At 70.4% G+C, this 24,834-nt stretch carries 20 protein-coding genes and 2 pseudogenes; 13 read left to right on the forward strand and 9 right to left on the reverse strand.

Going from position 1 to position 24,834, the window contains the following annotated elements; all coding sequences use genetic code 11:
- Positions 1–56: 56 nt before the first annotated feature.
- A complete protein-coding gene (locus OHA73_RS32475) occupies positions 57–1,319 on the forward strand; it encodes an MFS transporter (RefSeq protein ID WP_327656799.1) in 1,263 nt (420 codons plus the stop codon).
- On the opposite strand, the gene glgX is transcribed toward OHA73_RS32475, so the two are convergent.
- Complete coding sequence (glgX, locus tag OHA73_RS32480) at positions 1,294–3,411, reverse strand: glycogen debranching protein GlgX (RefSeq protein WP_327656800.1); 2,118 nt, start codon at positions 3,409–3,411, stop codon at positions 1,294–1,296. The genes OHA73_RS32475 and glgX overlap by 26 nt on opposite strands.
- 196 nt (positions 3,412–3,607) lie before the next feature.
- Between glgX and OHA73_RS32485 the strand changes: the two genes are divergently transcribed.
- The 4 genes from OHA73_RS32485 to OHA73_RS32500 all read left to right on the forward strand — a co-directional run bounded on the left by OHA73_RS32485 (position 3,608) and on the right by OHA73_RS32500 (position 8,025).
- Complete coding sequence (locus tag OHA73_RS32485; protein WP_327656801.1) at positions 3,608–4,393, forward strand: Tat pathway signal sequence domain protein; 786 nt, start codon at positions 3,608–3,610, stop codon at positions 4,391–4,393.
- Between the two features lie 40 nt (positions 4,394–4,433).
- A complete protein-coding gene (locus OHA73_RS32490) occupies positions 4,434–5,753 on the forward strand; it encodes a copper amine oxidase (RefSeq protein WP_327656802.1) in 1,320 nt (439 codons plus the stop codon).
- 130 nt (positions 5,754–5,883) lie between these two features.
- A complete protein-coding gene (locus OHA73_RS32495; RefSeq protein WP_327658568.1) occupies positions 5,884–7,152 on the forward strand; it encodes an SAV2148 family HEPN domain-containing protein in 1,269 nt (422 codons plus the stop codon).
- 111 nt (positions 7,153–7,263) lie between these two features.
- Entirely contained in the window at positions 7,264–8,025 is a 762-nt protein-coding gene (locus OHA73_RS32500; protein WP_267068812.1) for a 3'-5' exonuclease, read from the forward strand.
- Positions 8,026–8,076: 51 nt separating this feature from the next.
- On the opposite strand, the gene OHA73_RS32505 is transcribed toward OHA73_RS32500, so the two are convergent.
- Positions 8,077–8,958: a phosphotransferase enzyme family protein gene (locus tag OHA73_RS32505; RefSeq protein ID WP_327656803.1), complete on the reverse strand. Its 882-nt coding sequence runs from the start codon at positions 8,956–8,958 to the stop codon at positions 8,077–8,079.
- A 149-nt stretch (positions 8,959–9,107) separates the two neighbouring features.
- Here OHA73_RS32505 and OHA73_RS32510 point away from each other — a divergent pair.
- The 3 genes and pseudogenes from OHA73_RS32510 to OHA73_RS32520 all read left to right on the forward strand — a co-directional run.
- A pseudogene (locus OHA73_RS32510) lies at positions 9,108–9,345 on the forward strand (rRNA adenine N-6-methyltransferase family protein); the annotation flags it as partial.
- 79 nt (positions 9,346–9,424) lie between these two features.
- On the forward strand, positions 9,425–10,654 hold the full coding sequence (mgt, locus tag OHA73_RS32515; protein WP_327656804.1) for a macrolide-inactivating glycosyltransferase: 1,230 nt from the start codon (positions 9,425–9,427) through the stop codon (positions 10,652–10,654).
- Positions 10,655–10,901: 247 nt separating this feature from the next.
- Positions 10,902–11,987, forward strand: a complete 1,086-nt coding sequence (locus tag OHA73_RS32520; protein WP_267068809.1) for a CDP-alcohol phosphatidyltransferase family protein — start codon at positions 10,902–10,904, stop codon at positions 11,985–11,987.
- 46 nt (positions 11,988–12,033) lie between these two features.
- Here the strand turns inward: OHA73_RS32520 and OHA73_RS32525 are convergent, their stop codons facing one another.
- On the reverse strand, positions 12,034–14,325 hold the full coding sequence (locus tag OHA73_RS32525; RefSeq protein ID WP_327656805.1) for an MMPL family transporter: 2,292 nt from the start codon (positions 14,323–14,325) through the stop codon (positions 12,034–12,036).
- Between the two features lie 382 nt (positions 14,326–14,707).
- Between OHA73_RS32525 and OHA73_RS32530 the strand changes: the two genes are divergently transcribed.
- The 4 genes from OHA73_RS32530 to OHA73_RS32545 all read left to right on the forward strand — a co-directional run bounded on the left by OHA73_RS32530 (position 14,708) and on the right by OHA73_RS32545 (position 18,263).
- Positions 14,708–15,913: a S8 family peptidase gene (locus tag OHA73_RS32530; protein WP_266715142.1), complete on the forward strand. Its 1,206-nt coding sequence runs from the start codon at positions 14,708–14,710 to the stop codon at positions 15,911–15,913.
- A 99-nt stretch (positions 15,914–16,012) separates the two neighbouring features.
- Complete coding sequence (locus OHA73_RS32535; RefSeq protein ID WP_327656806.1) at positions 16,013–16,585, forward strand: DUF1697 domain-containing protein; 573 nt, start codon at positions 16,013–16,015, stop codon at positions 16,583–16,585.
- 24 nt (positions 16,586–16,609) lie between these two features.
- Positions 16,610–17,623 carry a ketopantoate reductase family protein gene (locus tag OHA73_RS32540; RefSeq protein ID WP_266715144.1) on the forward strand — a complete coding sequence of 338 codons (1,014 nt, stop codon included), beginning with the start codon at positions 16,610–16,612 and terminating at the stop codon, positions 17,621–17,623.
- 55 nt (positions 17,624–17,678) lie between these two features.
- A complete protein-coding gene (locus OHA73_RS32545; RefSeq protein WP_266715145.1) occupies positions 17,679–18,263 on the forward strand; it encodes a TIGR03086 family metal-binding protein in 585 nt (194 codons plus the stop codon).
- Positions 18,264–18,275: 12 nt separating this feature from the next.
- Here the strand turns inward: OHA73_RS32545 and OHA73_RS32550 are convergent, their stop codons facing one another.
- Positions 18,276–19,535 carry an MFS transporter gene (locus OHA73_RS32550; RefSeq protein ID WP_327656807.1) on the reverse strand — a complete coding sequence of 420 codons (1,260 nt, stop codon included), beginning with the start codon at positions 19,533–19,535 and terminating at the stop codon, positions 18,276–18,278.
- A 121-nt stretch (positions 19,536–19,656) separates the two neighbouring features.
- On the opposite strand from OHA73_RS32550, the gene OHA73_RS32555 reads away from it, so the two are divergent.
- Complete coding sequence (locus tag OHA73_RS32555; RefSeq protein ID WP_267068803.1) at positions 19,657–20,643, forward strand: ArsR/SmtB family transcription factor; 987 nt, start codon at positions 19,657–19,659, stop codon at positions 20,641–20,643.
- 7 nt (positions 20,644–20,650) lie between these two features.
- Here the strand turns inward: OHA73_RS32555 and OHA73_RS32560 are convergent, their stop codons facing one another.
- The 5 genes and pseudogenes from OHA73_RS32560 to cysC all read right to left on the reverse strand — a co-directional run bounded on the left by OHA73_RS32560 (position 20,651) and on the right by cysC (position 24,829).
- Positions 20,651–21,391, reverse strand: a complete 741-nt coding sequence (locus OHA73_RS32560) for a sirohydrochlorin chelatase (protein ID WP_327656808.1) — start codon at positions 21,389–21,391, stop codon at positions 20,651–20,653.
- A 7-nt stretch (positions 21,392–21,398) separates the two neighbouring features.
- Positions 21,399–21,944, reverse strand: a pseudogene (locus tag OHA73_RS32565) (ABC transporter permease); the annotation flags it as partial.
- A gap of 22 nt (positions 21,945–21,966) precedes the next feature.
- Positions 21,967–23,316 carry a sulfate adenylyltransferase subunit 1 gene (locus OHA73_RS32570; RefSeq protein WP_266715149.1) on the reverse strand — a complete coding sequence of 450 codons (1,350 nt, stop codon included), beginning with the start codon at positions 23,314–23,316 and terminating at the stop codon, positions 21,967–21,969.
- A 2-nt stretch (positions 23,317–23,318) separates the two neighbouring features.
- Positions 23,319–24,266 carry a sulfate adenylyltransferase subunit CysD gene (cysD, locus tag OHA73_RS32575; protein ID WP_267068801.1) on the reverse strand — a complete coding sequence of 316 codons (948 nt, stop codon included), beginning with the start codon at positions 24,264–24,266 and terminating at the stop codon, positions 23,319–23,321.
- Positions 24,263–24,829, reverse strand: a complete 567-nt coding sequence (gene cysC / locus OHA73_RS32580) for an adenylyl-sulfate kinase (protein WP_266715151.1) — start codon at positions 24,827–24,829, stop codon at positions 24,263–24,265. The genes cysD and cysC overlap by 4 nt, the downstream gene beginning before the upstream one ends.
- Positions 24,830–24,834: the final 5 nt, after the last annotated feature.

Below are 24,834 nucleotides of genomic sequence, written 5' to 3' on the forward strand. Positions count from 1 at the left end.
TCTTTCGTGTCATCACCGCATGCGTCTACGCACGCGTGCCTCGTTAACGTCGGACGATGCCTGGTACATCCAACAAGGTCGGTGGAACGCTCGACGCCTACCGCAGGGTGCTCGCGGCGACGGGGCGCCCGCTGCCCGTCGTGTCGTTCCTCGCGCGGCTGCCGGTCGCGGTGATCCAGTTCGGCAGCGTCCTCCTGGTGACCCGCACCAGTGGCTCTCTCGCCACCGGAGGCGTGGTCGCCTGCGCCCTCGCGCTCGGCCAGGTGGCCATGGGGCCCTTCGTCGGGAGGCTCGCGGACCGGCGCGGCCAGCGCCCCGTCGTCCTCGTCTTCGCGCTCCTCAACGGACTCGCGATCGCCGCCTACACGCTTGCCGCGCTCGCGGGCCTGCCGACTTCCGCCCTGATTGCGCTCGGCGTCCTCGCGGGCGCCACGGTCCCCGGCATCGGGCCGCTCGCGCGGGCCCGCGGTGTCGCGCTCGTGCGCCGTGAGGGCGACGACGAGCGGGTGGTGAACGCCGTGCTGTCCCTGGAGTCCACCATGGACGAGCTCAGCTTCGTCCTCGGCCCCGCGCTCATCGGGATCGCCTCCGTAGTGGCGCATCCCGCCTACGCGTTCGGCGCGGCCGCGCTCCTCGTCGCGGTCTGCGGCACGGCGTTCGCGCTGCACCCGACCGCCACGGCGGTGCCGGCCGCCCCGGCGGGGACGCGGCCACGCGCGCGTGCGGAGCGGCCACGGCTGCCGCGCCAGGTCCATGTGGTGCGCGTCGGGCTCGTCCTTCTCGGCATCCTGCTCGGCGGCTGCGGCGCCGGAATCACCGCGCTCACCGAGGAGTTGGGGCACGGCGACCAGGCGGGGCTCGTCTACGCCGCCATGGGCGTCATGAGCGCCGTCGTCGGCCTGTCCATGGCGGCGGTGCCCGCCCGGTTCACGCTGCGGGCCCGCTGGCGCGTCGCCACCGCGGCCGCCGCCGTCCTGTCGCTCCCGCTCCTCGTCACGCACTCCATGGCGCTCCTGTACGTCGCGGTGACCGTCTTCGGCGCGCTGTTCGCCCCGAACCTGATCACCGGGTTCGGGCTCACCGAGCAGGCCGTGCCACGCGAACGGCTCGGCGAGGGCATGACGGCCGCCGTGAGCGCGTTCGTCGGCGGACAGGCCGTCACGCTCGCCGTGGCGGGCCGCCTCGCGCAGGCCCACGGGGCCGCTGCCGCCTTCGAGGTGGGCAGCCTGGCCGCCGGGCTCGCCTTCCTCGTCGCACTGCGCGTACGGCCCCTCCAGGCGGTCGGCGAGACGGCTACGCCGGCCGTTGCAACACCGTGAGGCTGCGGCCCTGCAGGGTGACCCGGTCGCCGGCCTGTACCTTCGTGCCCTCGCCCGACGTAAGGCCCTCGGGCAGCGCCGTGTCGACGACGGCCTGCCACTGGCGTCCGTGGTCGACCGGGACCACGAAATCCAGCGGCTGCGGCGAGGCGTTGATCAGCAGCAGGAACGAGTCGTCCTGGATGCGCTCGCCGCGCGCTCCGGGCTCCGAGATCGCGTTGCCGTTGAGGAACACGGACAGGGCGCGGGCCTGCGCCGCGCCCCAGTCCTGCTGCGTCATCTCCTCGCCCTCCGGGGTGAACCACGCGATGTCCGACAGGTCGTCGTGCGTGCCCTCGACGGGGCGGCCGTGGAAGAAGCGCCGCCTGCGGAACACCGGGTGGTCGCTGCGCAGCCGCACCATCGCGCGCGTGAACTCCAGGAACGGGTCCGGTGCGGCGTCGGGGTCGGCCCAGCGCACCCACGCCACTTCGTTGTCCTGGCAGTAGGCGTTGTTGTTGCCGCCCTGGGTGCGCCCGAACTCGTCGCCGTGGCTGAGCATCGGGACGCCCTGCGACAGCATCAACGTAGCGATGAAGTTGCGCATTTGGCGGGCCCGCAGGTCGAGCACCGCCTGGTCGTCGGTCTCGCCCTCGGCGCCGCAGTTCCACGACCGGTTGTGGCTCTCGCCGTCGCGATTGCCCTCCCCGTTGGCGTCGTTGTGCTTGTCGTTGTACGACACCAGGTCGTGCAAGGTGAAACCGTCGTGGCAGGTCACGAAGTTTATGGAGGCGAGCGGGCGGCGTCCGTCGTCCTGGTAGAGGTCCGACGAGCCGGTCAGCCGGCCCGCGAACTCGGCGAGCGTGCGCGGTTCGCCGCGCCACAAGTCCCGTACGGTGTCGCGGTACTTGCCGTTCCACTCGGTCCACAAGGGCGGGAAGTTCCCCACCTGGTAGCCGCCCTCGCCGACGTCCCAGGGCTCCGCGATCAGCTTTACGCGGGAGACCACCGGGTCCTGCTGCACGAGGTCGAAGAACGACGACAGGCGGTCCACTTCGTGGAACTGCCGGGCCAGGGTGGCGGCCAGGTCGAAGCGGAACCCGTCGACGTGCATCTCCTCGACCCAGTAGCGCAGCGAATCCATGATCATCTGGAGCACGTGCGGGGACCGCATCAGGAGCGAGTTTCCCGTCCCCGTGGTGTCCATGTAGTAACGCGGATCGTCGGTCAGCCTGTAGTAGGACGGATTGTCGAGCCCCTTGAAGGACAGCGTCGGACCCAGGTGGTTCCCCTCGGCCGTGTGGTTGTAGACGACGTCCAGAATGACTTCGATTCCGGCCTGATGCAGCGCCCGCACCGCGGACTTGAACTCCAGGACCTGCTCGCCGCGGTCGCCCCACGACGCATACGTGTTGTGCGGAGCGAAGAAGCCGATCGTGTTGTAGCCCCAGTAGTTGTTCAGCCCCATATCGACCAGGCGGTGGTCGTTGACGAACTGGTGCACCGGCATCAACTCCAGTGCGGTGACCCCCAGTTCCGTGAGGTGGTCGATGACCGCCGGATGCGCGAGCGCCGCATACGTACCGCGCAACTCCTCCGGCAGCGCCGGATGTTGCATCGTCAGGCCCTTCACGTGCGCCTCGTAGAGCACCGTCTCGTGGTACTCCGTGCGCGGCAGCCGGTCGTCGCCCCAGTCGAAGTACGGATTGACCACCACGGACGCCATCGTGTGCGGCGCCGAGTCCAGGTCGTTGCGCTCGTCCGGTGCGTCGAACGGATAGCCGTACACCGACTCGTTCCAGTCGATCCGCCCGCTGATGGCGCGCGCGTACGGGTCGAGGAGCAGCTTCGCCGAGTTGCAGCGCAGGCCGCGCGCGGGCTCGTACGGGCCGTGCGCCCGGTACCCGTAGCGCTGCCCCGGCATGACCCCCGGCAGATAGGCGTGCCGCACGAAGGCGTCGGCCTCCCGCAGCTCCACCGCGGTCTCCGAGCCGTCGTCGTGCAACAGGCACAGCTCGATACGGTCGGCGGTCTCCGAGAAGACCGCGAAGTTCGTCCCGGCGCCGTCGTACGCGGCACCCAGTGGATACGCCTGTCCTGGCCAGACCTGCATGCTGACGACTCTTCCTTCCCGAGCTCCCGACTACCTAAGAGCAGGGAATACCCCATTGGCCCGGCGGTCCGGGCGGCATCGGACACTCTCTGCCCCAAAGTGAAGCAACCACACAGGAGTTGGCGCCCTCTTACACGGCGACCATGTCGGTCCGGCATGCCCTCGACCGGGGCTGCCGGGGAAGTTGGGGGAAGATGTGCGCACAGCTGTAAGACGCCATCTGGGGAAGCTGATGGCGGTGGTGGCGCTCGCGGTAGCGGGCGGCGCCGTCGCGGTCGGCGTGACACTGCCTGATGACGACGGGAGCGACCTGGCCAGGGCGGGGACCGCGCAGCAGGACGCGGTGGCCCCCGAGGGCACCGTGGAGCCCGCACCCGCACAGGGAGCGAAGGGGGTGGGGCGCGATCCGCTCACGGACGCCGAGACGGAGCGCGCAGAGAAGCTGGCGACGGCGGGCAACGCCCTGCGGATGGACGCGCGGGACGTGGAGGGCGACCGAGGTCCCCAGCACCTGTCGACGAACCTGACAGAGGTCGACCCCGGCCTCAGTGACGCCGCCGCCGACGAACGCCGTGCCGACGTCGTGTACTACGACTACAAGAGCGACTCCGTCGTCACGAAGACGGTGAACCTCGACACGGGGAAGGTCGAGGACAGCAGGACCGACCAGGGCGTGCAGCCGCCGCCCAGCCAGGGCGAACTGGCAGAGGCGGCCCAGCTGTTGATCGCGGACCCGTCGGGCGCCGACCTGAAGGGCGACTACAAGGACGCCACCGGCAAGCAGCTCACCAAGCCGGACCAACTGCAGCTGAGCGGCATGGTGTTCCGCAAGAAGACCGTCGCCGACGTCCCCGCAGAACTCAAGGAATGCGGCGAGCACCGCTGCCTGCGCGTCATCACCAAGGTCGTCAACGGGCCGTGGATCGACACCCGCGACCTCATCGTCGACCTGAGCGCCCGCAACGTCTCCCGCCTCGGCTGAGGACCTCGCCGACCTCTCCTCCATGAAGGAGCGCTTCCGTATGCACCTCACAAGACTCTTGCGCGCCCGCATCCGGCCCGCAGCAGTTGCCACGGGCCTCGCGGTCACCGCGCTGCTCGCCGGCACCCTCGCCACCGCACCCGCCGCGACGGCCGCACCGCCCCAGGCGCCCGCTGCCGCCGCGCCCGCCTGCTCGGACGCGTACCGCATCGAGCAGACCCTCGACGGCGGCACCACCTGGCGCATGTGCTGGCACTACAACACGCTGGCAGGACTCGTCCTGGACGACGTCAGCTACCAGCCCAAGGGCGAGGCCCAGCCGATCCGCGTCCTCACCAGCGCCCGGCTCGCACAGGTCCATGTCCCGTACGACGACGGGGAGGCCGAGTACGACGACGTTACCGGCACCGACTTCGGGCAGGCCCTGCAGAACCTGAAGCCCGGCGAGTGCCCGGGCGGCACCATCAAGACCGTCAAGGTCCCCGACATGGGCAACGTCAAGGGGCTGTGCACGACCACGCGTGCGCGCGGGCACGCGTACCGGCTCAGCGACGACTACTCGACCGGCGGCAGCGGCAAGGTCTACAGCGCCCAGGGCAAGGACCTGCTCGTCTACACGGTCAACAAGGCGTCCTGGTACGAGTACATCACCGAGTGGCGCTTCGCCTCCGACGGCACCATCACGTCCAATGTGGGCGCCACCGGCAGCCTCTCCCCGTACGACTACGACGGCACCGACGGCAAGGGCTGGCCCATCGGCAAGGGTGCGACCGCCTACGCCGAGAGCCACAGCCACAACGTCTTCTGGCGGCTCAACTTCGGCCTGGACGGCTCGCCCAAGGCCAAGGTCGAGCAGTACGACTCCAAGGTGACCCCGCCGAACGGTGACGGATCGCCCACCACGAAGACGACCCGCACCCCCGTCACCAAGGAACTCGCGGGTGACGTAAAGGACATGCGGTGGTGGCGCGTGGTCTCCACCGCGGGCAAGAACAAGGACAACCACCCCAGGTCGTACGAGTTCGTGCCCGGCCGCTCCAACCGGTTCCCGGGACGCGCCTTCACCAAGCACGACGTCTACTTCACCGAGTACAAGAAGTGCGAGCAGTACGCGAGCGACAATCCCGCCGCGAACTGCGGGGGCACCAGCGTCAACAAGTGGGTGAACGGACAGACGCTCAAGCACCCGATCACCTGGGTCAACATCGGGTTCCACCACATCGCCCGTGACGAGGACCAGCAGCCCATGCCGGTGCACTGGCAGGGCTTTTCGCTGGCCCCCAGGGACGTGACCGCTATGAATCCGCTCACTCCGGCCGACCTCGCGGGGCAGAACGGGGTTCCCCGAAACGGCAGTTGAGAAACCGGCGGCCGCATCCGGCTGCATCGCCACCCGCTCCCGGAGTACCCTTCCTTGATCGTTGCTGGGGGATGGGGTCTACAAGTTCGGGTTCGACAAGCTCGGGGGAGCGGAAGGCGGTGCGGAGCGGGTGAGCTCGGGAGGGCTGGAGCTGCCCCCTGGTGACGACGGTCACGAGGGCCAGGACAGCCAGGAGACAGCCTCCACGGAGATCCCGCCCGGAGCGGTGTCGCTGGCCAGGCCCATGGACGTCGCGTCCCAGATCGGTCCGGAACTGGACTGGGGCGCCGACGCCTGGAGCGAGGTCCGTACGCGCGCGCAACGTGCGGGGCGGGCCTATATCTGGCTGAACCTGGTGGAACAGCGGCTGCGCGCCGTCGTCGCCGCCGTGCTCCGCCCCGTCTACGCGCCCGTGCACGGCGAGGACTGGGTGGTCGCGGCGGCGGGGCCCGCCGGGCAGGAGTGGGTGCAGCGGGCCGTCGCCGTGCGCGAGGTCAGCCGCCGCAAGGGCTATCTCCTCGACCCGGCCGACGACAACGTGTTGTCGTTCCTGACCCTGCCGCAGCTGCGCGAGCTGATGGTGCAGCACTGGCCGTGCTTCGAGCCGTACTTCGACGACCGCCGCGACGTCGAGCTCGCCCTGGACGAGCTGGAGGTCACGCGCAACGTGGTCTCCCGCAACCGCGCCCTCTCGGAGACGGTCCTCGCCCAGGCCGAGCGCGCCTCCTCCCGCCTCCTGGACATACTCGGCGCCGGCTCCGACGTGCCCTCGGCCCGCCGACTGCCCGTCGACGCCGTCGAGGAACTGGTCGGCGACCGGTACGCGGACGTGGTGGGGGTGCACTCGGACCGGGTCAGGCTGCTGCGCCAGTTCCCTGCCGAGGACCTCTTCGGCGGGGCGCGGCGCCTGGACGCCATCGGGATAGGCCTCAACCTGCTCGCGCAGAACTTCTCGGGACGCCGCCTGGTCCGCCTCGCCGAGTCGGGCTGCCGCATACGGCTCCTCTTCCTCAACCCGGCGTCCAGCGCGGTCAAGCGGCGCGAACGGGAACTGGGGATCAAGCGGGGCGAGTTGAGCCGCTCCGTCGAGATGAACATCCTGCACATGCGCCGGGTGCGGGCCCGCCTCAAGGACCCCGACGCCTTCGAGATCCGCGTCTTCGACGAGACACCGCGCTTCAACGCCTACCTCGTCGACGGCGACGGATCGGACGGCATCGCCGTCGTCCAGTCCTATCTGCGCAGGACGCGGGGGATGGAGGCGCCCGTCCTCGTGCTGCGCGGCGGGGGACGCATCGTCAAGGCGAGCGCGTCGTCGGACACCGGGGAGAACGGCCTTTTCGTGACGTACCGCGACGAATTCGAGCAGGCCTGGGCGGACGCGCGGCCGGTGTCGTAGGGCCTGTCGTTCGGATCAGGCCGGGCTCCGACGGGTGCCCGGCCTGATTGTCAGTGGGGCGTGCGATGGTGTTGGTCATCGGGGGAACGCACCACGAAGAAGGGGGCTGCCATGGGCTGGCACCGCGAGCTGATGATCGGCTTCGACCTGGAGACGACCGGGACCGATCCGCGCGAGGCGCGCATCGTCACCGCCGCCGTCATAGAGGTGAAGGACGGCGCGGTCCTCGGGCACCGGCAATGGCTGGCCGACCCCGGAGTGCGGATCCCGGACGAGGCGATCGCGGTACACGGTGTCACCAACGAGCGGGCGGCAGCCGAGGGCGAGCCGGCCGACCGGGTCGCCGACGCCCTCGCCGAGATCCTGGTGGGCTACTGGCGCACGGGCGTCCCCGTGGTCGCGTACAACGCGACGTTCGACCTCACCCTGCTCTCCGCCGAGCTCGCCAGGCACGGGCTGCCGTCCCTGCGCGAGCGCCTCGCGGGGGTGGAGCCGGGGCCGGTCGTGGATCCGTACACGATCGACCGGACCGTCGACCGCTACCGGCGGGGCAAGCGCAACCTCGAAGCGGTCTGCACCGAGTACGGGGTCCCGCTCGATGCCGCACACGACGCCTCGGCGGACGCCCTGGCCGCGGCGCTGCTCGCCCGCGCGATAGGCGAGCGGCACGCGAAGGTCGCGCAGCTCGGGGTGGCCGAGCTGCATCGCAGACAGGTGGAGTGGTTCGCGGAGTCGGCGGCCGACTTCCAGAACTTCCTTCGCAGGAAGGGCAATCCGGACGCGGTGATCGACACGGTGTGGCCGATGCGTCAGATATCCAACGGGACTGGCGCATCGAGCCGGACCGGCCTATCAAGCCCCTCCGGCGATTGAGGAGTGGGGGCCCGGGGGCGAAGCCCCCGAATCTTTAGAGGAACATCCGCCTCAGAACGGATACCACCGCACCGCAGGGTCCCCGTCCCGCAGCGAAGCGACCCGCCGCCGAAACTCCGCCAACGCCTTCGGGTTGGACGGCGCATGCTGCGAAACCCACGCACAGGACGCCGTCTCCCGCGCCCCGCGCAGCACCGCGCATCCCTCCCACTCCCGCACATCCCACCCATACGCGGACACGAACCCGTCGTACGCGTCGGCCGGCAGCCCGTACCGGTCGCGCGACAGGGCCATGACGACGAGATCGTGCTCCCGCAGATCGGAGGAGAACGTCTCGAGATCGACGAGGACGGGTCCCTCGGGCCCGATGTGCACATTGCGCGGCAGGGCGTCACCGTGGATCGGCCCGGGCGGCAGCTGCGGGGTCAGCGCCGCGGCGGCCGCCGCGAACCCGTCCCGACGCTCGCGCAGATAGTCCGCGTCGGCCGGGTCGATCGCGTCGCCCGCGAGCCGCAGCCAGCGCTCGACCCCGCCGAGCAGCTCCCGCCGCGGCAGCTCGAAACCGGTCGGCGTCGGCAACGCGTGCACCAGCTTGAGCAGCTCCGCCAGATCACGCGGCTCGGCCGGGCGGACGGCCGCCGGGATCCGGTGCCACACGGTCACCGGGTGCCCGTCCGCGACGAGCGCCTCGTCCTTCGCGGCGCGCACCGCGGGGACGTCGTGCCCGGCGAGATAGGAGGCGATGGCCAGTTCGCGGCGGGCGCGGTCGAGGAGTTCGGTGCCGCCGTGCTCGATGCTGCGCCCGACCTTGACGACGAGGTCGCCGACGCCGAACACCGCGTTCTCGCCGAGCGCGATCAGCTCCGCGGTGGCGGCGGTGCCGTCCACGACATCCGCCTGCGCCAGCACTTCCCGTGCCCGTGCCTCGTCCATGCCCTGCCTCCTGCGTCCCCGCATCTCACCTGGTACGAGGCCAGTCTCGCACCGGAAATTCGGTGGACGGGCCGGGGGCGCTCCACCTGCATGTGGGGCATGTGCAGCGCAGCCATGATGGCCGTTTCGGCGACCCGCCAGATTCAGGGCTGCGCGCCGACGCGCTGACCCGCGCCGTGCTGCTCACCCAGCCCGAGTACGCACGCAAACGCACGCAAGCGCCCGCAAACGCACGGGTGACTACGGGAGTTGGACCCGCCGCACCGTCCTCACCTGGCCGCACTTCGAGTGGCGGCTGTTCGGCCGGTGCCGCGCATCGCGTTCCGCCCGGCCCCACGGGTCGACGCGGGCGTGCTCCGTATCGAGCGCAGGGCGACGCCGATGCTGACCCCGGACGATTGCCGGCCGACAGGAAACACCCGCAAACCAGTTGTACGAGACGTCTCGTCTCGCTTACAGTCGGATCATGACGAACCCGAGCCACGGCAAACGTGCCCACATCGCCATGTTCTCCATCGCCGCCCACGGGCACGTGAACCCGAGTCTCGAAGTGATCCGGGAGCTCGTCGCCCGTGGGCACCGCGTCACGTACGCGATCCCGCACCTGTTCGAGGAGAAGATCGCCGAGACCGGCGCCGAGCCGGTCCTCTACCGCACCACGCTCCCCGGCCCCGACGACGACCCGGCGGCGTGGGGGACCACGCTGCTCGACAACGTGGAGCCGTTCCTGAACGACGCGATCCAGACGCTGCCCCAGCTCATCGAGGCCTATGAAGGGAACGGTGAGGTCGAGGGCGTAGGCGTCCCCGACCTCGTCATCCACGACATCACCTCCTACCCGGCAGGCGTCCTCGCCCACCGCTGGGGCGTGCCCGCCGTGACGCTCTCGCCGAACCTCGTCGCCTGGGAGGGATACGAGGACGAGGTCGCGAAGCCGATGTGGGAGGAGCCCCGCAAGACTCCGCGCGGCAAGGCCTACTACGAGAAGTTCGACGCGTGGCTCAAGGAGTCCGGCGTACCGAAGACCGCCGACGAATTCTGGGGCCGCTACGACCGCACCCTCGTCCTCATTCCGAAGGCGCTCCAGCCGAATGCCGACCGGGTCGACGAGAAGAAGAACACCTTCGTCGGCGCCTGTCAGGGCGACCGGTCCGCGCAGGGCGAGTGGGAACGCCCCGCCGACGCCGAGCGCGTACTGCTCGTGTCGCTCGGCTCGTCGTTCACCAAGCAGCCCGAGTTCTACCGGGAGTGCGTGAAGGCGTTCGGCGATCTGCTGGGCTGGCATGTCGTGCTCCAGGTCGGCAAGCACGTCACCGCCGAGGACCTCGGGGCGGTCCCCGGCAACGTAGAGGTGCGCCAGTGGGTGCCGCAGCTGGCGATCCTCAAGAAGGCCGACGCCTTCATCACGCACGCCGGCGCGGGTGGCAGCCAGGAAGGCCTGGCCACGGCGACGCCGATGGTCGCCGTGCCGCAGGCCGTCGACCAGTTCGGCAACGCCGACATCCTTCAGGGCCTGGGCGTCGCCCGCCACGTACCCATGGAGGAGGCGAACGCGGAGACGCTCCGCGAGGCAGTCCTCGCGCTGGTCGACGACCCGGAAGTGGCGCGCCGTCTTGCCGTCATTCAGCAGGACATGGCGGGCGAGGGCGGAACGCGGCAGGCGGCCGACCTCATCGAGGCCGAACTGCGCCCCTGATGTCAGCTCCTGATATCAGTCCCTGATGGCAGCCCTTGGCATCGGGGTGGGGTAGACGCGATTTCGCACGGAACGGTTCCACTGTTCCGTGCGAAGCGTGTGCCAAACGGATAACGAAATTGACTCGCTGTGACGTACGACCAATAACCTCAAGAAAAGGTTGCGTACTTACGTTCTTGAACTTGTCGAGAACGGATTCTTACCGTGAGGTGAACCTACTTTTGAACAAAGGAAGCTGGCGCGCCTCATGCCCCGAGACATACCGTCGTTGCCCGAAGTGCGGCGCATCACCCAGAAAAAGCGCGACGCGTGGTGGACCGTGCTGCTCGTCGACCCGATCGCCACACCTCTCGTACGGGTCACGGCGCGCTGGACGCGCATCACCCCGAACCAGATCACTTGGGGCGCTCTGATCCTGGGGCTCGGCGCGGCCGGCTGTTTCGCGATGGGGGACTGGCGCTGGCTGATCGCCGGAGCGCTGATCTACCACCTGAGCTTCGTGCTCGACTGCATGGACGGCAAGGTCGCCCGGCTGACCGGGCAGGGCTCCGTGTTCGGCGCCTGGCTCGACTACATCTTCGACCGCGTCCGCGTGATGGCCTGTGCCGTGGCGCTGATGGGCGGCCAGTTCCAGCGCACCGGCGACCTGATCTACGTATGGCTCGCCGTGGTCGTCGTCTTCCTCGACGGGCTGCGCTACATCAACTCGCTGGAGATCTTCAAGACCCGGCACACGATGCGCAAGCAGATCAAGTCCCGCATGCGTGCGGCCCGTCGCGCGCAGAACGCGGACGACGTCGCCTTCATGGAGGACCTGCTGCGGGCCAACCCGTCCGCGGACATCGAGCAGGACCTGCACGGCGCGGCCAACGCCGAGCACGCCGAGAACGTGGAGCACGACGAGCACGTCGAGGGCGATGCGCAGGCGGAGGCCGTGGAGCCGGCGCCGCGCCCCAAGGTCGTCGACCTGCACCAGGAGTTCCGCAGCCGTTTCCCGGGCTATCTGCGTTTCCGGTCCTTCATGCTGCGCCACCGCATCCGTACGCACCTGATCAGCGGCATCGAGTTCCAGATGGCCGTCTTCATCGTCGGCCCGCTGCTCGACCAGGTGATCGGCGCGACCGTCGTGGCCGGCGCGCTGCTGCTCGTCTTCGAACTCGCCATCGTCTACAAGCTGTTGCTGTCCACGCGCGACTTCGGCCGCACGCTGGCGGCCTTCGAGCAGGATGCCGCCGAGAAGGACGCCGCGCAGATCGACGCCGAGGAAAAGAACGTCGCCGAAAAGGACGCCTTCGACGAAGAGCACGAAAAGGGCCTGTCCACCGTCGCGTGACGCGAGCGGTGAACAGGCCGTGGGTTCGAGGAGCCGGTGCGCGCCGTCAGACGCGCACCTCCTCGCCGCCCTCGTGCGGGACCGGGGCGGGCTCCATGCCCGCCTCGTCGTGCGTCAGGTCCGGCATCCGGTGCAGCCACTTCGGCAGATACCAGTTGCGTTCCCCGAGCAGCGCCATCACGGCCGGGAGCAGCACACCGCGGATGACGGTCGCGTCGATCAGGATCGCGGCCGCGAGGCCCACGCCCATCTGCTTCATCGACTGCATGGACAGCGTCCCGAAGATGCTGAACACGGCGACCATGATGACGGCCGCGCTGGTGACCACGCCCGCGGTGGTGACGACGCCGTGCCGGATCGCGTCGAGGTTCGTACGCCCCTGAAGGCGCGCCTCCTTGATCCGGGACACCACGAACACGTGGTAGTCCATCGACAGGCCGAACAGGATCACGAACAGGAACAGCGGCAGCCACGCGATGATGGCGCCCACTCCCTCCGCGCCGACCAGTGAGGCGCCCCAGCCGTGCTGGAAGATGGCGACGAGGACCCCGTAAGCGGCGCCCACCGACAGCAGGTTGAGCACGATCGATGTGATCGCGACCGTCAGTGAGCGGAACGAGAGCAGCATCAGCAGGAACGCGAACGTGACGACGAACGCGAAGACCGGGACGACGGAACCGACGATCTGGTCGTTGAAGTCCTTCGACCCCGCGACCTGTCCGGTGATCGGCGCCTCTGCGCCGTCGACCTCGCCGAACGTGGCGGGCCGCACCTCGTCGCGCAGCAACGCCAGGCTCTTCTCTGCCTTGTCCTGATCGGACCCGCCCACGAGCGGTACGTCGATGATCGCCACGTTCTGGTCCCGGTGCACGGTGACCTCGACAGGGCCGCGCGAGGCGCCCGAGCTCACGGCCTGCGCGCGGAAGTCGGCGAGTGCGGCGCGCGCATCGGCGGAGTTGATGTCGTCGGCCTTCACGACCACCTCGGCCGGATCCGAGCCGCCGGGGAACGCCGCGTTGACCCGGTCGTACGTCGCCACGATCGGCAGCGAGTCGCCGAACTCCTGGTCCACGGTGAGGTTCTGGGTCTTCATGCCGAGCGCGGGCGCGGCGATCGCGAGCAGCGCGACGACCGCGACGGCGACGGAGACGGCGGGCCGCGCCAGTACGACGGTCAGCACCCGGCTCCAGAAGCGGCTGCCACCCTCCCCGTTGGCTCCATCGGCCCCCTTGCTCCCGTTGCGTCGCTTCGTCGGGTGCAGGAACGGGATCCGCCCCTTCTCCACCCGCTCCCCGAGCAGCGAGAGCAGCGCCGGAAGCACGGTCACGGATCCCACCATCGCGACCGCCACCACCATCAGCGAGGCGAGGCCCATCGCCTGGAACTCGGCGAGCCCGGTGAACAGCATGCCCGCCATCGCCACGCACACCGTGACCCCGGAGACGATGATCGCCCGGCCGCTGGTGGCCGCCGCGACGCGCAGTGCCGTCTGCGGGTCGTGCCCCTTCATCCGTTCCTCGCGCTCGCGCCGCACATAGAACAGGCAGTAGTCGACGCCGACCGCCAGGCCGACGAGCAGCATCACCGAGTTGGCGGTCTCGCTCATCGGCTGCAGATGGCTGACGATGCCCATCAGGCCCATCGTCGCCATGATCGCCGTGACGGCGAGCGCCACCGGGAGCAGCGCCGCGACGAGCGCGCCGAACGCGATCAGCAGGATGCCGAGCGCGACCGGCACGGCCGAGTACTCGGCGCGCTGGAAGTCCTCGCCGAACGCGTCGTCGAAGGTCTTGTTCATGCTCGCGGCGCCGATCTCCTCGATCCGCAGCGCGCCATGGTCGCCGGCGACGCCCGCGACGGCCTTCTGGACCGGCTCGACCCGGTCGGCCGCGGTGTCGGGATCGCCCCGCATGTCGAACTGGACGAGCGCGGTGCGGCCGTCCTTGGAGATCGTCCGGGCGTCGGCGGCGTACGGCGAACGCACGGCGGTCACCTTGCCCGTGCCCTCGACGGCCCGCACCACGTCGGCGACCGCCGCCTTGAACTCGGGTGCGGTCGCCCGCAGTTGACCGTACTTGCTCTGCACGAGCACGGTCTCGCCCGCCGGTTCGTCGACGCCCGCGTCGTCGATGATGCGCGCGGCCTGGCTGGTCTCCCCCTTGAGCTGGTCGTCCTCCGAGACGTCCACGCGTCCCGCGACGGACCCCAGGCCCATCGCCACCACGACGAACAGCACCCAGATCCCCACCGCCGCCCACCGGTGCCGGGCGCTCCAGCCGCCGGCCCGCGCCGCGACCCCGCGCACCCGGCGGTCCCGCTGTTCCCCGTTCCTGGCCATCAGGTCACCTCCGAATTCGAAGGTATGGGCGGGATAAGCCCCGTTCGTCGTGCTGTTCGGTGAGGTCCGGGAGGTGGGGGTCCACGCGGAGGATGACCCGAGTCCCCTACATCTATTGGGGGTTGAGCCGTCGGGGGATGAACCGGCGCACCCTGGACCGGTCTTGGTCCGACCTTGATCCGAATCTCCGCAACCGTCCGATTTGTTATTACGAAACCTTGTTGAGCACGTCACAGGTTCATGTAGGTCTTGATCTGATCGCGTCAATCGGCCAGGGTTTCGTCTCAACCCCCGGACATCTTCCGGAGTTTGACAACCTTCGCGATGGTTCGTCCTGGGGCGCTGGCATTCCCCCCACACACCACTGAGGAGATCCCTCTTCATGGCAACAAACCAGCATGCGCGCACGATGAAGCTCACCGCGGCCATAGCCACGGCGGCGACAGCAGTGGGCGTCACCATGTTCGGCGGCTTCTCCGCCACCGCGGCCCCCGTCGAGGGCAAGGTCTACGGGCAGGACGCCAAGGGCGCCGTGTCCGGCAGCTACATCGTGCTGCTCGACCAGAAGGCGGGCGCCTCCGCCAAGAAGGACCTGGCCAAGGAGTACGGAGGCACGCTGAAGCGCAACTACAGCTCCTCCGTCAACGGCTTCTCGGCGAGCGGCCTCTCGGACACCGAGGCCAAGCGCCTCGCGGCCGACGGCTCCGTGTCGAAGGTCGTCCAGAACAAGAAGTTCCACATCGACGCCACCCAGGACAGCCCGCCGTCGTGGGGCCTGGACCGCATCGACCAGGCCGAGACCGCGGGCGACAGCAAGTACACGTACCCGGACAGCGCAGGCGAGGGCGCGACCGCGTACGTCATCGACACCGGGGTCCGGGTCAGCCACAAGGACTTCGGTGGCCGCGCCTCCTCCGGCTTCGACGCGATCGACAACGACGACAACGCCGACGACGGCAACGGGCACGGCACGCACGTCGCCGGCACCATCGCCGGTGAGGCGCACGGCGTCGCCAAGAAGGCGAAGATCGTCGCCGTCCGCGTCCTCGACGACCAGGGCTCCGGCACCACCGAGCAGGTCGTGGCGGGCATCGACTGGGTGACCGAGAACCACCAGGGCCCCTCCGTCGCCAACATGTCGCTCGGCGGCGGCGTGGACGAGGCGCTCGACGCGGCGGTCAAGAAGTCCATCGACTCCGGTGTCACCTACGCGGTGGCGGCGGGCAACGAGTCGGCGGACGCCGCGCAGTCCAGCCCCGCCCGGGTCCCGGAGGCCATCACGGTCGCCTCCTCCACGAAGGACGACGAGCAGTCGGACTTCTCCAACTACGGCTCCGTCGTCGACATCTACGCGCCTGGATCGGACATCACGTCCGACTGGAACACGGGTGACGACGCCACCAACACCATCTCCGGTACGTCGATGGCGACCCCGCACGTCGTCGGCGCGGCAGCCGTCTACCTGGCCGGACACAAGGACGCGGCCCCGGCCGACGTCGCCAAGGCGCTCACCGACGGGGCCACCCCGGACGCCATCAAGAACGCGTCCGACGGCACCGCGAACAAGCTCCTGAAGGTCGTCGAGTAAACGTTTCAGCTCGATGACCGGCGGCCGCCGTGCCCACCCCCACGGGGAACGGCGGCCGCCTTGCCGTGTGCGCTTATCGTGTGCGCTTATCGTGTGCGCATGACTCAGGGGACGACGAAGGCCGAGGGCTGCGCCGCGCTGCTGCGCGGCATCAATGTGGGCGGCAACAAGAAGGTGCCGATGGCCGGGCTGCGGCCGCTGATCGAGGGCCTCGGCCTCACCGACGTACGCACCTACCTCCAGAGCGGCAACGTCGCCTTCACCGCGCCCGACGGCGGTGACGAGGAGGCGCTCGCGGCCGCGATCGGCACGGCGATCGAGGGCGAGTTCGGCTTCACCGTCGACGTCCTCGTGCGCCGCCACACCTATCTGAAGGCGGTCATGGCGGACTGCCCGTTCCCGGCCGCCGAACTGGAGGCCAAGCAGCTGCACGTCACGTACTTCTCGCAGGCCGTGACCGCCGAGCGGTTCGCCGCCGTGGACCCGGCCGCGTACGCCCCCGAGGACTTCCGCATCGGCGACCGCGCCCTCTACCTCTACGCGCCCCAGGGCCTCGGCGTCTCGAAGCTGGGGGCCCAGCTGTCCCGACCTGCGCTCAACAAGGGTCTGATCGCGACCAGCCGCAACTGGAACACGGTGACGAAGCTCGTGGAGCTCACGGCCCCACGGTGAGCGCGTCCGTGAAAAGGTCGGTGTATGCGCTACATAATCATCGGAGCAGGAGCGGTCGGCGGCGTCATCGGTGGGCGGCTCGCGCAGGCGGGGCACGGTGACGTCGTGCTCGTCGCACGCGGCAGGCAGTACGAGGCGCTGCGCGACAAGGGCCTGCGCGTCGAGACGCCCGACGGGCCGCACACCCATCAACTCCCGGTCGTGGACGGCCCGGAGGCGCTCGGGGCGCTGCGCGCCGACGACGTGCTGATCCTCGCCGTGAAGACGCAGGACAGCGCGGCGGCGCTCGCCGCGTGGGGACCGCGCCCCGTCGAGGGCGGCGGTACGGCGGCCGGGCGGCTGCCCCTCGTCTGCGCGCAGAACGGGGTGGAGAGCGAGCGGCTCGCCCTGCGCACCTTCCAGCGCGTGTACGGGATGTGCGTGTGGCTGCCCGCCACGTTCGTCGAGCCGGGCGTCGTCCGCGCCCCGGGCGCCCCGATCTCCGGCATGCTGCACCTCGGCCGCTACCCGTCGGGAAGCGACGGGACAGTGCGGGCGATCTCCGCCGACCTGGAGAAGGGGCTCCTCGAAGCGCCCGTCGTCGACGACGTCATGCGCTGGAAGTACGCCAAGCTCCTCGCCAACCTCGCCAATGCGATCGAGGCGGTGTCCGGCGTGCTCACCAGCGACGAGGCCCTCGCCCTGTTCCGCCGGGCCCGCGCCGAGGGAGAGGCGGTGCTCGACGCCGCCGGTGTCGCGTACGCGAGCCAGGACGAGGAGAAGGCCGCCCGCGCCGACAAGATCCGCTTCGAGCCCTTCGACGGCGCCCCGCGCGGCGGCGGCTCCTCCTGGCAGTCCCTCCAGCGCGGCGCGGGCAGCATCGAGGCCGACTACCTCAACGGCGAGATCGCCCTGCTCGGCCGCCTGCACGGCGTACCGACACCGGTCAACGACGTCCTCCAGGAACTCGCCAACGAGGCGGCGCGGGAAGGGCGTTCGGCCGGGGAGACGAGCGTGGCGGACCTCGTCGCGGCGGTGGACGCGCACCGCGAGTCCTAGCGTCTGTCGCGTTTGTTCAAGAGGAGCGGGTACCGGTCGCCGTAGCGTCAGCGGCATGAACGAACTCCGCATGGACACCGTGTACCCGTACCTCACCGAGAGCGCCGCCGAAGCCGTGCGCGTCGCGGCCGGCGTCAAGCCCGACCGGCTCGACGCGGCCTCGGGCTGCGGCGACTGGGACGTGCGGACGCTCGTGAACCACTGGACCGTGTACACCTCGCACGGCATGGAACACCGGGCGCTGCGCACCCAGTTGCCCGAGGAGCTGACCTCGCGCGACCTCACGGCCGACGAGGGCTGGGCGGCGACCTACGCCGCCGACCTCGACCGGGCGGTCGCCGCCTGGGCCGAACCGGCCGTCTGGGAGGGCGAGGTCGATCTCGGCTTTGCCAAGCAGCCCGCACCCGAGGTCGCCGCCCTGCTGTGGGCCGAACTCGTCCTGCACGGCTGGGACGTGGCCACCGCCACCGGGCAGGAGTTCCGCGTCTCGGACGGCGCGGCGGCCCTGCTCCTCCAGGTCGTGGAGGCGAACGCCGAGCTGTACCGCCAGTACGAGGGCTTCGCCGCGCCCGTCGACGTGGCGGACGACGCATCGGTGTACGCGAAGGCCCTCGCCCTCAGCGGCCGCGACCCGCGCTGACGGGGGCCGGGCTCACTCGCCGCGCCACTGGGAGTCCCGCCGTGCCCACCGCACGGCGGGCCCCACCCCGAGCCCCGCCACCACGAACAGCACCCCGAGCACGGCCCAGCCCGCCGTCCCGTGCCGGATCGCGGTGACCGTCACGAGGGCGGGCGCGGCCATCGTCGCCGCGGCCTGCCCGGAGTTGAACACGCCCTGGTAGACGCCCTGCGCCCGGGCGTCCGCCAGGCCGTAGCCGACGGTCCAGCCGCCCGCCGCCTGCAACACCTCGGCGAGCACCTGCACCACCGCACCGACCACCAGAATCCCCAGCGCCCACAGCGGCGAGGCCCCCGCCGAGAACGCGAAGAACGCGCAGGACAGCGCGAGCAGCAGCCCCGAGCGCCGCATCGCCTTCACCGCACCGGGCAGGTCCTCCACGCCGCGCGTCGCCCGCACCTGAAGCAGGGCCACCAGCACACAGTTGAGGACCATGACGAGCGCCGCCGTCCACGTCGGCGCCTCGGTGTGCTGCGCGATCCACAGCGGGAGACCCACCTCCAACAGGGTGTACTGCAGGGCCAGTACGGCATTGAGGAAGGTCACCGCCAGGAACGGCAGATCGCGCACCGCCCGCCACCGGCTCTCCGCCGGGGTGTCGGTCAGCGGCCGACGCCCCGCACCGCCCGGCAGCCGGTGCACCATCAGCGCCGACCCGACGAAGGCCGCCGCGTCGACGATGATCAGCGCCGTGTAGCCGGATCGGCTGTCGAGCTGCAACGCGAGCGCGCCGAACGCGCCGCCCACGCCCATGCCCGCATTGGTGACCATCCGCAGATGCGCCCGGCCCTCGACACGCTCCCCGGCGGGCAGCACATCCGCGTACAGCGCGTTGCGCACGCCCATGCTGCCCTGGCTCAGCGTGGCGTAACAGATCGCCGTCACCAGGAACGAGGCGTACGAGTCGATCAGCGTGTACGCCACGAGGCCCACGCCGCACCCGACCCACAGCCCGGTCAGCACCGGCCGCCGCCCCCACCGGTCCGACGCCCGCCCGGCCGGCACCCCCGCCGCGAGCCCGAACACCCCGGCCACCGAGAGCCCCACGCCCACCGAGGTCGCGCTCAGGCCCACGAACCGCGTGAAGTACAGGACGCTGACCGGGAAGAAGAGCCCGCGCCCGAACGCGTTGAGGAGCGTGAGCAGGGACAGCCTGCGCAGCACCGGCACGGTCGGCAGCATTCCGGCGAAACGCGTGGTGGGACCGGTGGGGCGGGGTGGTGAAGTGGTCATGCCCACAGGGAAGCGGGGTTCCGGGCGCCGCGACATTTCTTTAGCGTGGCGCTAAAGGATGGTGGGAGGGCGACGCCGTGATCGAGTTCCGGCTCGTCGTCAAGGTGGGAGGGGGCGCGTCGTGATCGAGTTCCGGTTCGTCGTCGGCGATCTCGCCCGTACGTCCTTCGCGTACTCGCCCCTCCAAGAGGCCGTGTACTCGCTGCGCTGCTGGCGCGACCCCGCCCGCTATCCGCACCAGCGGCCCTGGCTGCGCCGCCTGGCCCCGGCCTTCCGGCGCCTCGACACCGAGCTGCTCGGCGCCCTCGTCGCACCGCACCTGTGGCTACCGGACTACCTCACCCCGCGCCCGGAGCGCCCGCGCCCCGCGTTCGACGGGCAGCTCGCCCGGATCCGTGGCGTGCCGCCCGAGTCCCTGGAGTCCGAATTCACCGCCGCCTACGACACGGTGACGGGCCGTCTGCCGCAGGTACTGCGCGAGGGGCTCGCCGACCCGGCCGCGTTCCGCCACCGCATCGCCGACGCGCTGGAGGCCTACTGGCACGAGTGCCTCGCCCCGGACTGGTGGCCCCGCGTGCAGTCCGTCCTGGAGGCCGACCTCACCTACCGCGGCAAGGTGCTCGCGGACGCGGGCGTGGGCGGCCTGTTCACCAGTCTCGACCGGCGCCTTTCCTGGGACGGCGACGTGCTCACCCTCGTACAGACCGACAGCCTGCACACCTGGCCCGGGGCCGACATTCCCATCGAGGGCCGCGGGCTCGTCCTCGTCCCCACGCTCTTCTGCCACGGCGCCCACACCATGATCGACCCCGGTCTTCCGCCGCTGCTCAGCTACCCGGCCCGCGGCCGCGCCACCATCTCCGAGGCCCCGCCCCCTGCGACCAGCGAGGCCCTGACCCGCCTGCTCGGCGCGGCCCGCGCCCGCATCCTGCGGCTGCTCGCGGAACCCGCGTCGACCACGGAACTCGCCCATCGCCTCGACGTCACTCCGGGCGCGGTCAGCCAGCACCTGTCGATCCTGTACGACGCGGGGCTTCTGCTGCGTACGCGCAGCGGGCGGAGCGTGCGGTATGCGCGCAGCGAGTTGGGGGAGCAGTTGTGCGGGTGAGCCCGGCTCAGGCGCTCACTGCCACCAATTCCCGTACGAGAGACGCCTCGTAACGGTCCATCAGCACCCGTGCCACCTCCGGCGCGGGCCCCAGCACATCGGCCAGGACATCGGCGTCCGCGGCGCCCGCCGCGATCCGGTCCGGGAGGCGGCCCGGCGCGAGGACGTAGGGGGCGACGGCCACCCGCTCGCAGCCCAGGGCCCGAAGTTCGCGCACGGCGTCCTCAGTGCGCGGCAGAGATGCGGAGGCGAACGCAGGCCGCACGGCGCACCAACCGGTGTGCCGCCACTCCCGCGCGATTTCAGCGATCACTGCGATCGCCTCCGGGTCGGAGGAGCCCGCCGAGGCCAGGACGACCCCGGTCGTGGGCTTGTCGGCGGGGGTCAACCCCGCCTCGTACAGGCGTCGTTCGAGGGCCGACACCAGGAGCGGGTCGGGGCCCAGGACCTCCGCCTGGTGGATGCGCATCCCGCGGGGCGCCTCGCGCAGCACCGCGGGGATGTCCGTCTTCGCGTGGAAGGCGCGGGTCAGCAGGAGGGGCAGCGCGACCACATCGCGTACGCCGTCCGCCGCGAGCGACTCCAACACCCCATGCACGGAAGGGACGTTGAACTCCAGGAACGCCGTCTCCACCCGCACGCCGGGATTCTGCGCCCGGACCTCGCCCACGAGGGCGTGCACGGTCGCGGCATGGCGCGGGTCGCGGCTGCCGTGGGCTATGACGAGAAGGGCGGGGGAGTGGCTCATCGTTCGCTCAGTTCTTGACGAGGAGTCCGCGGCCGCGCAGTGCGCGCCGCTCCAACGGGCTGAAGATCAACAGGTCGACGGCGATGCCGACGGTCGGAATGAGGAGGACGGCGAGGAGGACCATCGACGTGGACGAGACGGCGTGCTCGCTCCCCTGGAACCGGTCGAGGCCCGTCCCCGACGCCCAGGCGATGAGTTCGGCCGCCAGCAGCGCGCGCCACGTGAACGCCCAGCCCTGCTTGAGCCCCGCCGGGTAGGCGGGCGGCGACGACCCGACACCGGCCGCGATCGCGGGGGCCGCGCCCAGCAGGATCACCCCGTACATCACCGGGTCGCTCAGGCCGAGCCACAGCACCACGGCCGGCACCCACAGCACCGACGGCAGCGACCGCAGGCCCGAAAGGACCGGGCCGACCGTCGCCCGCACGAACCGCATGCGGGAGACGGCGAGCCCGAGCAGCGTGCCGATCACCAGGGCGAGCAGGAAACCGAGCAGCCCGCGCGAGACGCTCGTCCAGACGAAGCCGGGGAGCGTGCTCGGCAGCCAGGCGCTCGGATTCATGCCGACTCGGGACTCAGAAGTCCCAACCCTCCTCGTCCACCAGTGCCTTGGGGTCCTCGGCCGAGGCGAAGGACTCGCCGGCCATGCCCGCCGCGAGCGTCGTGCCGTCCGACGGATCGACCAGCAGGAACGAGCCCGTCCGGCGCGAGTCCGCGTACGAGTCGATGGCGAGCGCCTCGGCGATCCGCACCTTGACCCGGCCGATGTCGTTGGCGACGAGTTGGCCCGGCTCGGGGTGCTGGGAGAGGTCGTCGAGCGTGAGCCGCGACGGGATCTCCTTGACGATCGCCTTGACCGTACGGGTGGTGTGCTTGAGCAGTACCCGCTGGCCGACGACGAGCGGGGTGTCGGCCACGTGGCACACCGTCGCCTCGATGTCCTGCGAGGTGGCGGGCGCGTCGTGGCTCGGCACGATCAGGTCGCCGCGCGAGATGTCGATGTCGTCCTCCAGGAGGAGGGTGATCGACTGCGGCGTCCATGCGACGTCAACCGCCGTTCCCAGCAGGTCGATTCCGGTGACCTTCGACGTGCGGCCCGAGGGCAGCACGGTGACGGACTCGCCGACGCGGAAGGTGCCGGCCGCGATCTGCCCCGCGTAGCCCCGGTAGTCCGGGTGCTCGGCGGTCTGCGGGCGGATCACGTACTGGACGGGCAGGCGCGCGTGGCAGCTGGTGAGGTCGTGGCTGACCGGCACCGTCTCCAGGTGCTCCAGGACCGTCGGGCCGCCGTACCAGTCCATGTTGGCGGACGGCTCCACCACGTTGTCGCCCGCGAGCGCCGAGATCGGGATGGCGGTGATCTCCGGGACGCCCAACTGCCCGGCGTACGCGGTGAATTCCTCGGCGATCTTCGCGAAGACCTGCTCCTGGTAGTCGACGAGGTCCATCTTGTTCACGGCGAGGACGACGTGCGGGACACGGAGCAGCGCGGCGACGGCGGCGTGCCGGCGGGTCTGCTCGATGACGCCGTTGCGGGCGTCGACGAGAACCACGGCGAGGTCGGCGGTGGAGGCGCCGGTCACCATGTTCCGCGTGTACTGCACGTGGCCCGGCGTGTCCGCGAGGATGAAGCGGCGGCGCGGGGTCGCGAAGTAGCGGTACGCGACATCGATCGTGATGCCCTGCTCGCGCTCGGCGCGCAGGCCGTCCGTGAGGAGGGCCAGGTCGGGCTCGGCGGCGCCGCGCGAACGCGACGCGAGCTCGACGGCCTCCAGCTGGTCGGTCAGGACCGACTTGGAGTCGTGCAGCAGGCGGCCGACGAGCGTGGACTTGCCGTCGTCGACCGAGCCGGCCGTGGCGAACCGCAGCAGGGTCGTCGCCGAAAGCCCGGCCAGCTCTTCGGCGGCGGAGGTGGTGGTGCTCATGTCTAGAAGTACCCTTCGCGCTTGCGGTCTTCCATCGCGGCCTCGGACATCTTGTCGTCGGCGCGGGTGGCGCCCCGCTCGGTGAGCCGGGACACGGCGATCTCGGCGATGACCTTGTCGATGGTCGTGGCGTCGGAGTCGACGGCGCCGGTGCAGGACATGTCGCCGACGGTGCGGTAGCGGACCTGCCGCGTCTCGACCGTCTCGTCGTCCTTCGGGCCGCCCCACTCGCCGGCGGTCAGCCACATGCCGCTGCGCTTGAAGACCGGGCGCTCGTGCGCGTAGTAGATCTGCGGCAGTTCGATGTTCTCGCGGGCGATGTACTGCCACACGTCCAGCTCGGTCCAGTTGGACAGCGGGAACACGCGGACGTGCTCGCCGGGGGCGTGCCGGCCGTTGTAGAGCTGCCACAGCTCGGGGCGCTGGCGGCGCGGGTCCCACTGGGAGAACTCGTCGCGCAGGGAGAACACGCGCTCCTTGGCGCGGGCCTTCTCCTCGTCGCGGCGGCCGCCGCCGAAGACGGCGTCGAACTTCTCCTGCTGGATCTTCTCGGTCAGCGGCACCGTCTGGAGCGGGTTACGGGTCCCGTCCGGACGCTCGCGCAGCTTGCCGGCGTCGATGTACTCCTGCACGGACGCGACGTGCAGCCGCAGCCCGTGCTTCTCGACGGCGCGGTCGCGGTACTCGATGACCTCGGGGAAGTTGTGCCCGGTGTCCACGTGAAGGAGCGAGAAGGGGATCGCGGCCGGGGCGAACGCCTTCAGCGCTAGGTGCAGCATGACGATGGAGTCCTTGCCGCCGGAGAAGAGAATCACCGGCCGCTCGAACTCGCCCGCCACCTCGCGGAAGATGTGCACCGCCTCGGACTCAAGGGCGTCCAAGTGGCTCAGCGCGTAAGGGCTGTCGGTCTCCTCGGAGCCCTCGGAGACGGAAGAAGCTACGGTCGTCATGCGGCGAGACCCCTCTCGGTGAGCAGCGCACGGAGCGCTGCCGCGGACTCCTGCACGGTCTGGTTCTGCGACTCGATGCGCAGGTCGGGCGATTCGGGTGCCTCGTACGGGTCGTCGACGCCGGTAAGGCCTGACAGCTCACCTGCCGCCTGCTTGGCGTACAGGCCCTTCACATCGCGTACGGAGCACACGTCCACGGGCGTGGCCACGTGCACCTCCAGGTACCCGGTGCCGCCGGTCTGGTGGCGCTTGCGGACGGCCTCGCGGCTGTCCGCGTAGGGCGCGATGACCGGGACGAGCGCCAACACGCCGTTACGGGCCAGGAGTTCGGCGAGGTAGCCGATGCGCTGGACGTTCGTGTGCCGGTCCTCCCGGCTGAAGCCGAGGCCCGCCGAGAGGTACTCGCGGATCTCGTCGCCGTCCAGCACCTCGACCTTGCGGCCCTCGGCGCGCAGCGTGTTCGCCAGCTCGTACGCGATGGTGGTCTTGCCGGCGGACGGCAGACCCGTGAGCCAGATGGTGGCTCCGGTCACTTGGTTCTCCAAAGTCCGTGTTTCGTTCATGAGTT

Source organism: Streptomyces sp. NBC_00483 (assembly GCF_036013745.1).
Taxonomy (GTDB): Bacteria; Actinomycetota; Actinomycetes; order Streptomycetales; family Streptomycetaceae; genus Streptomyces.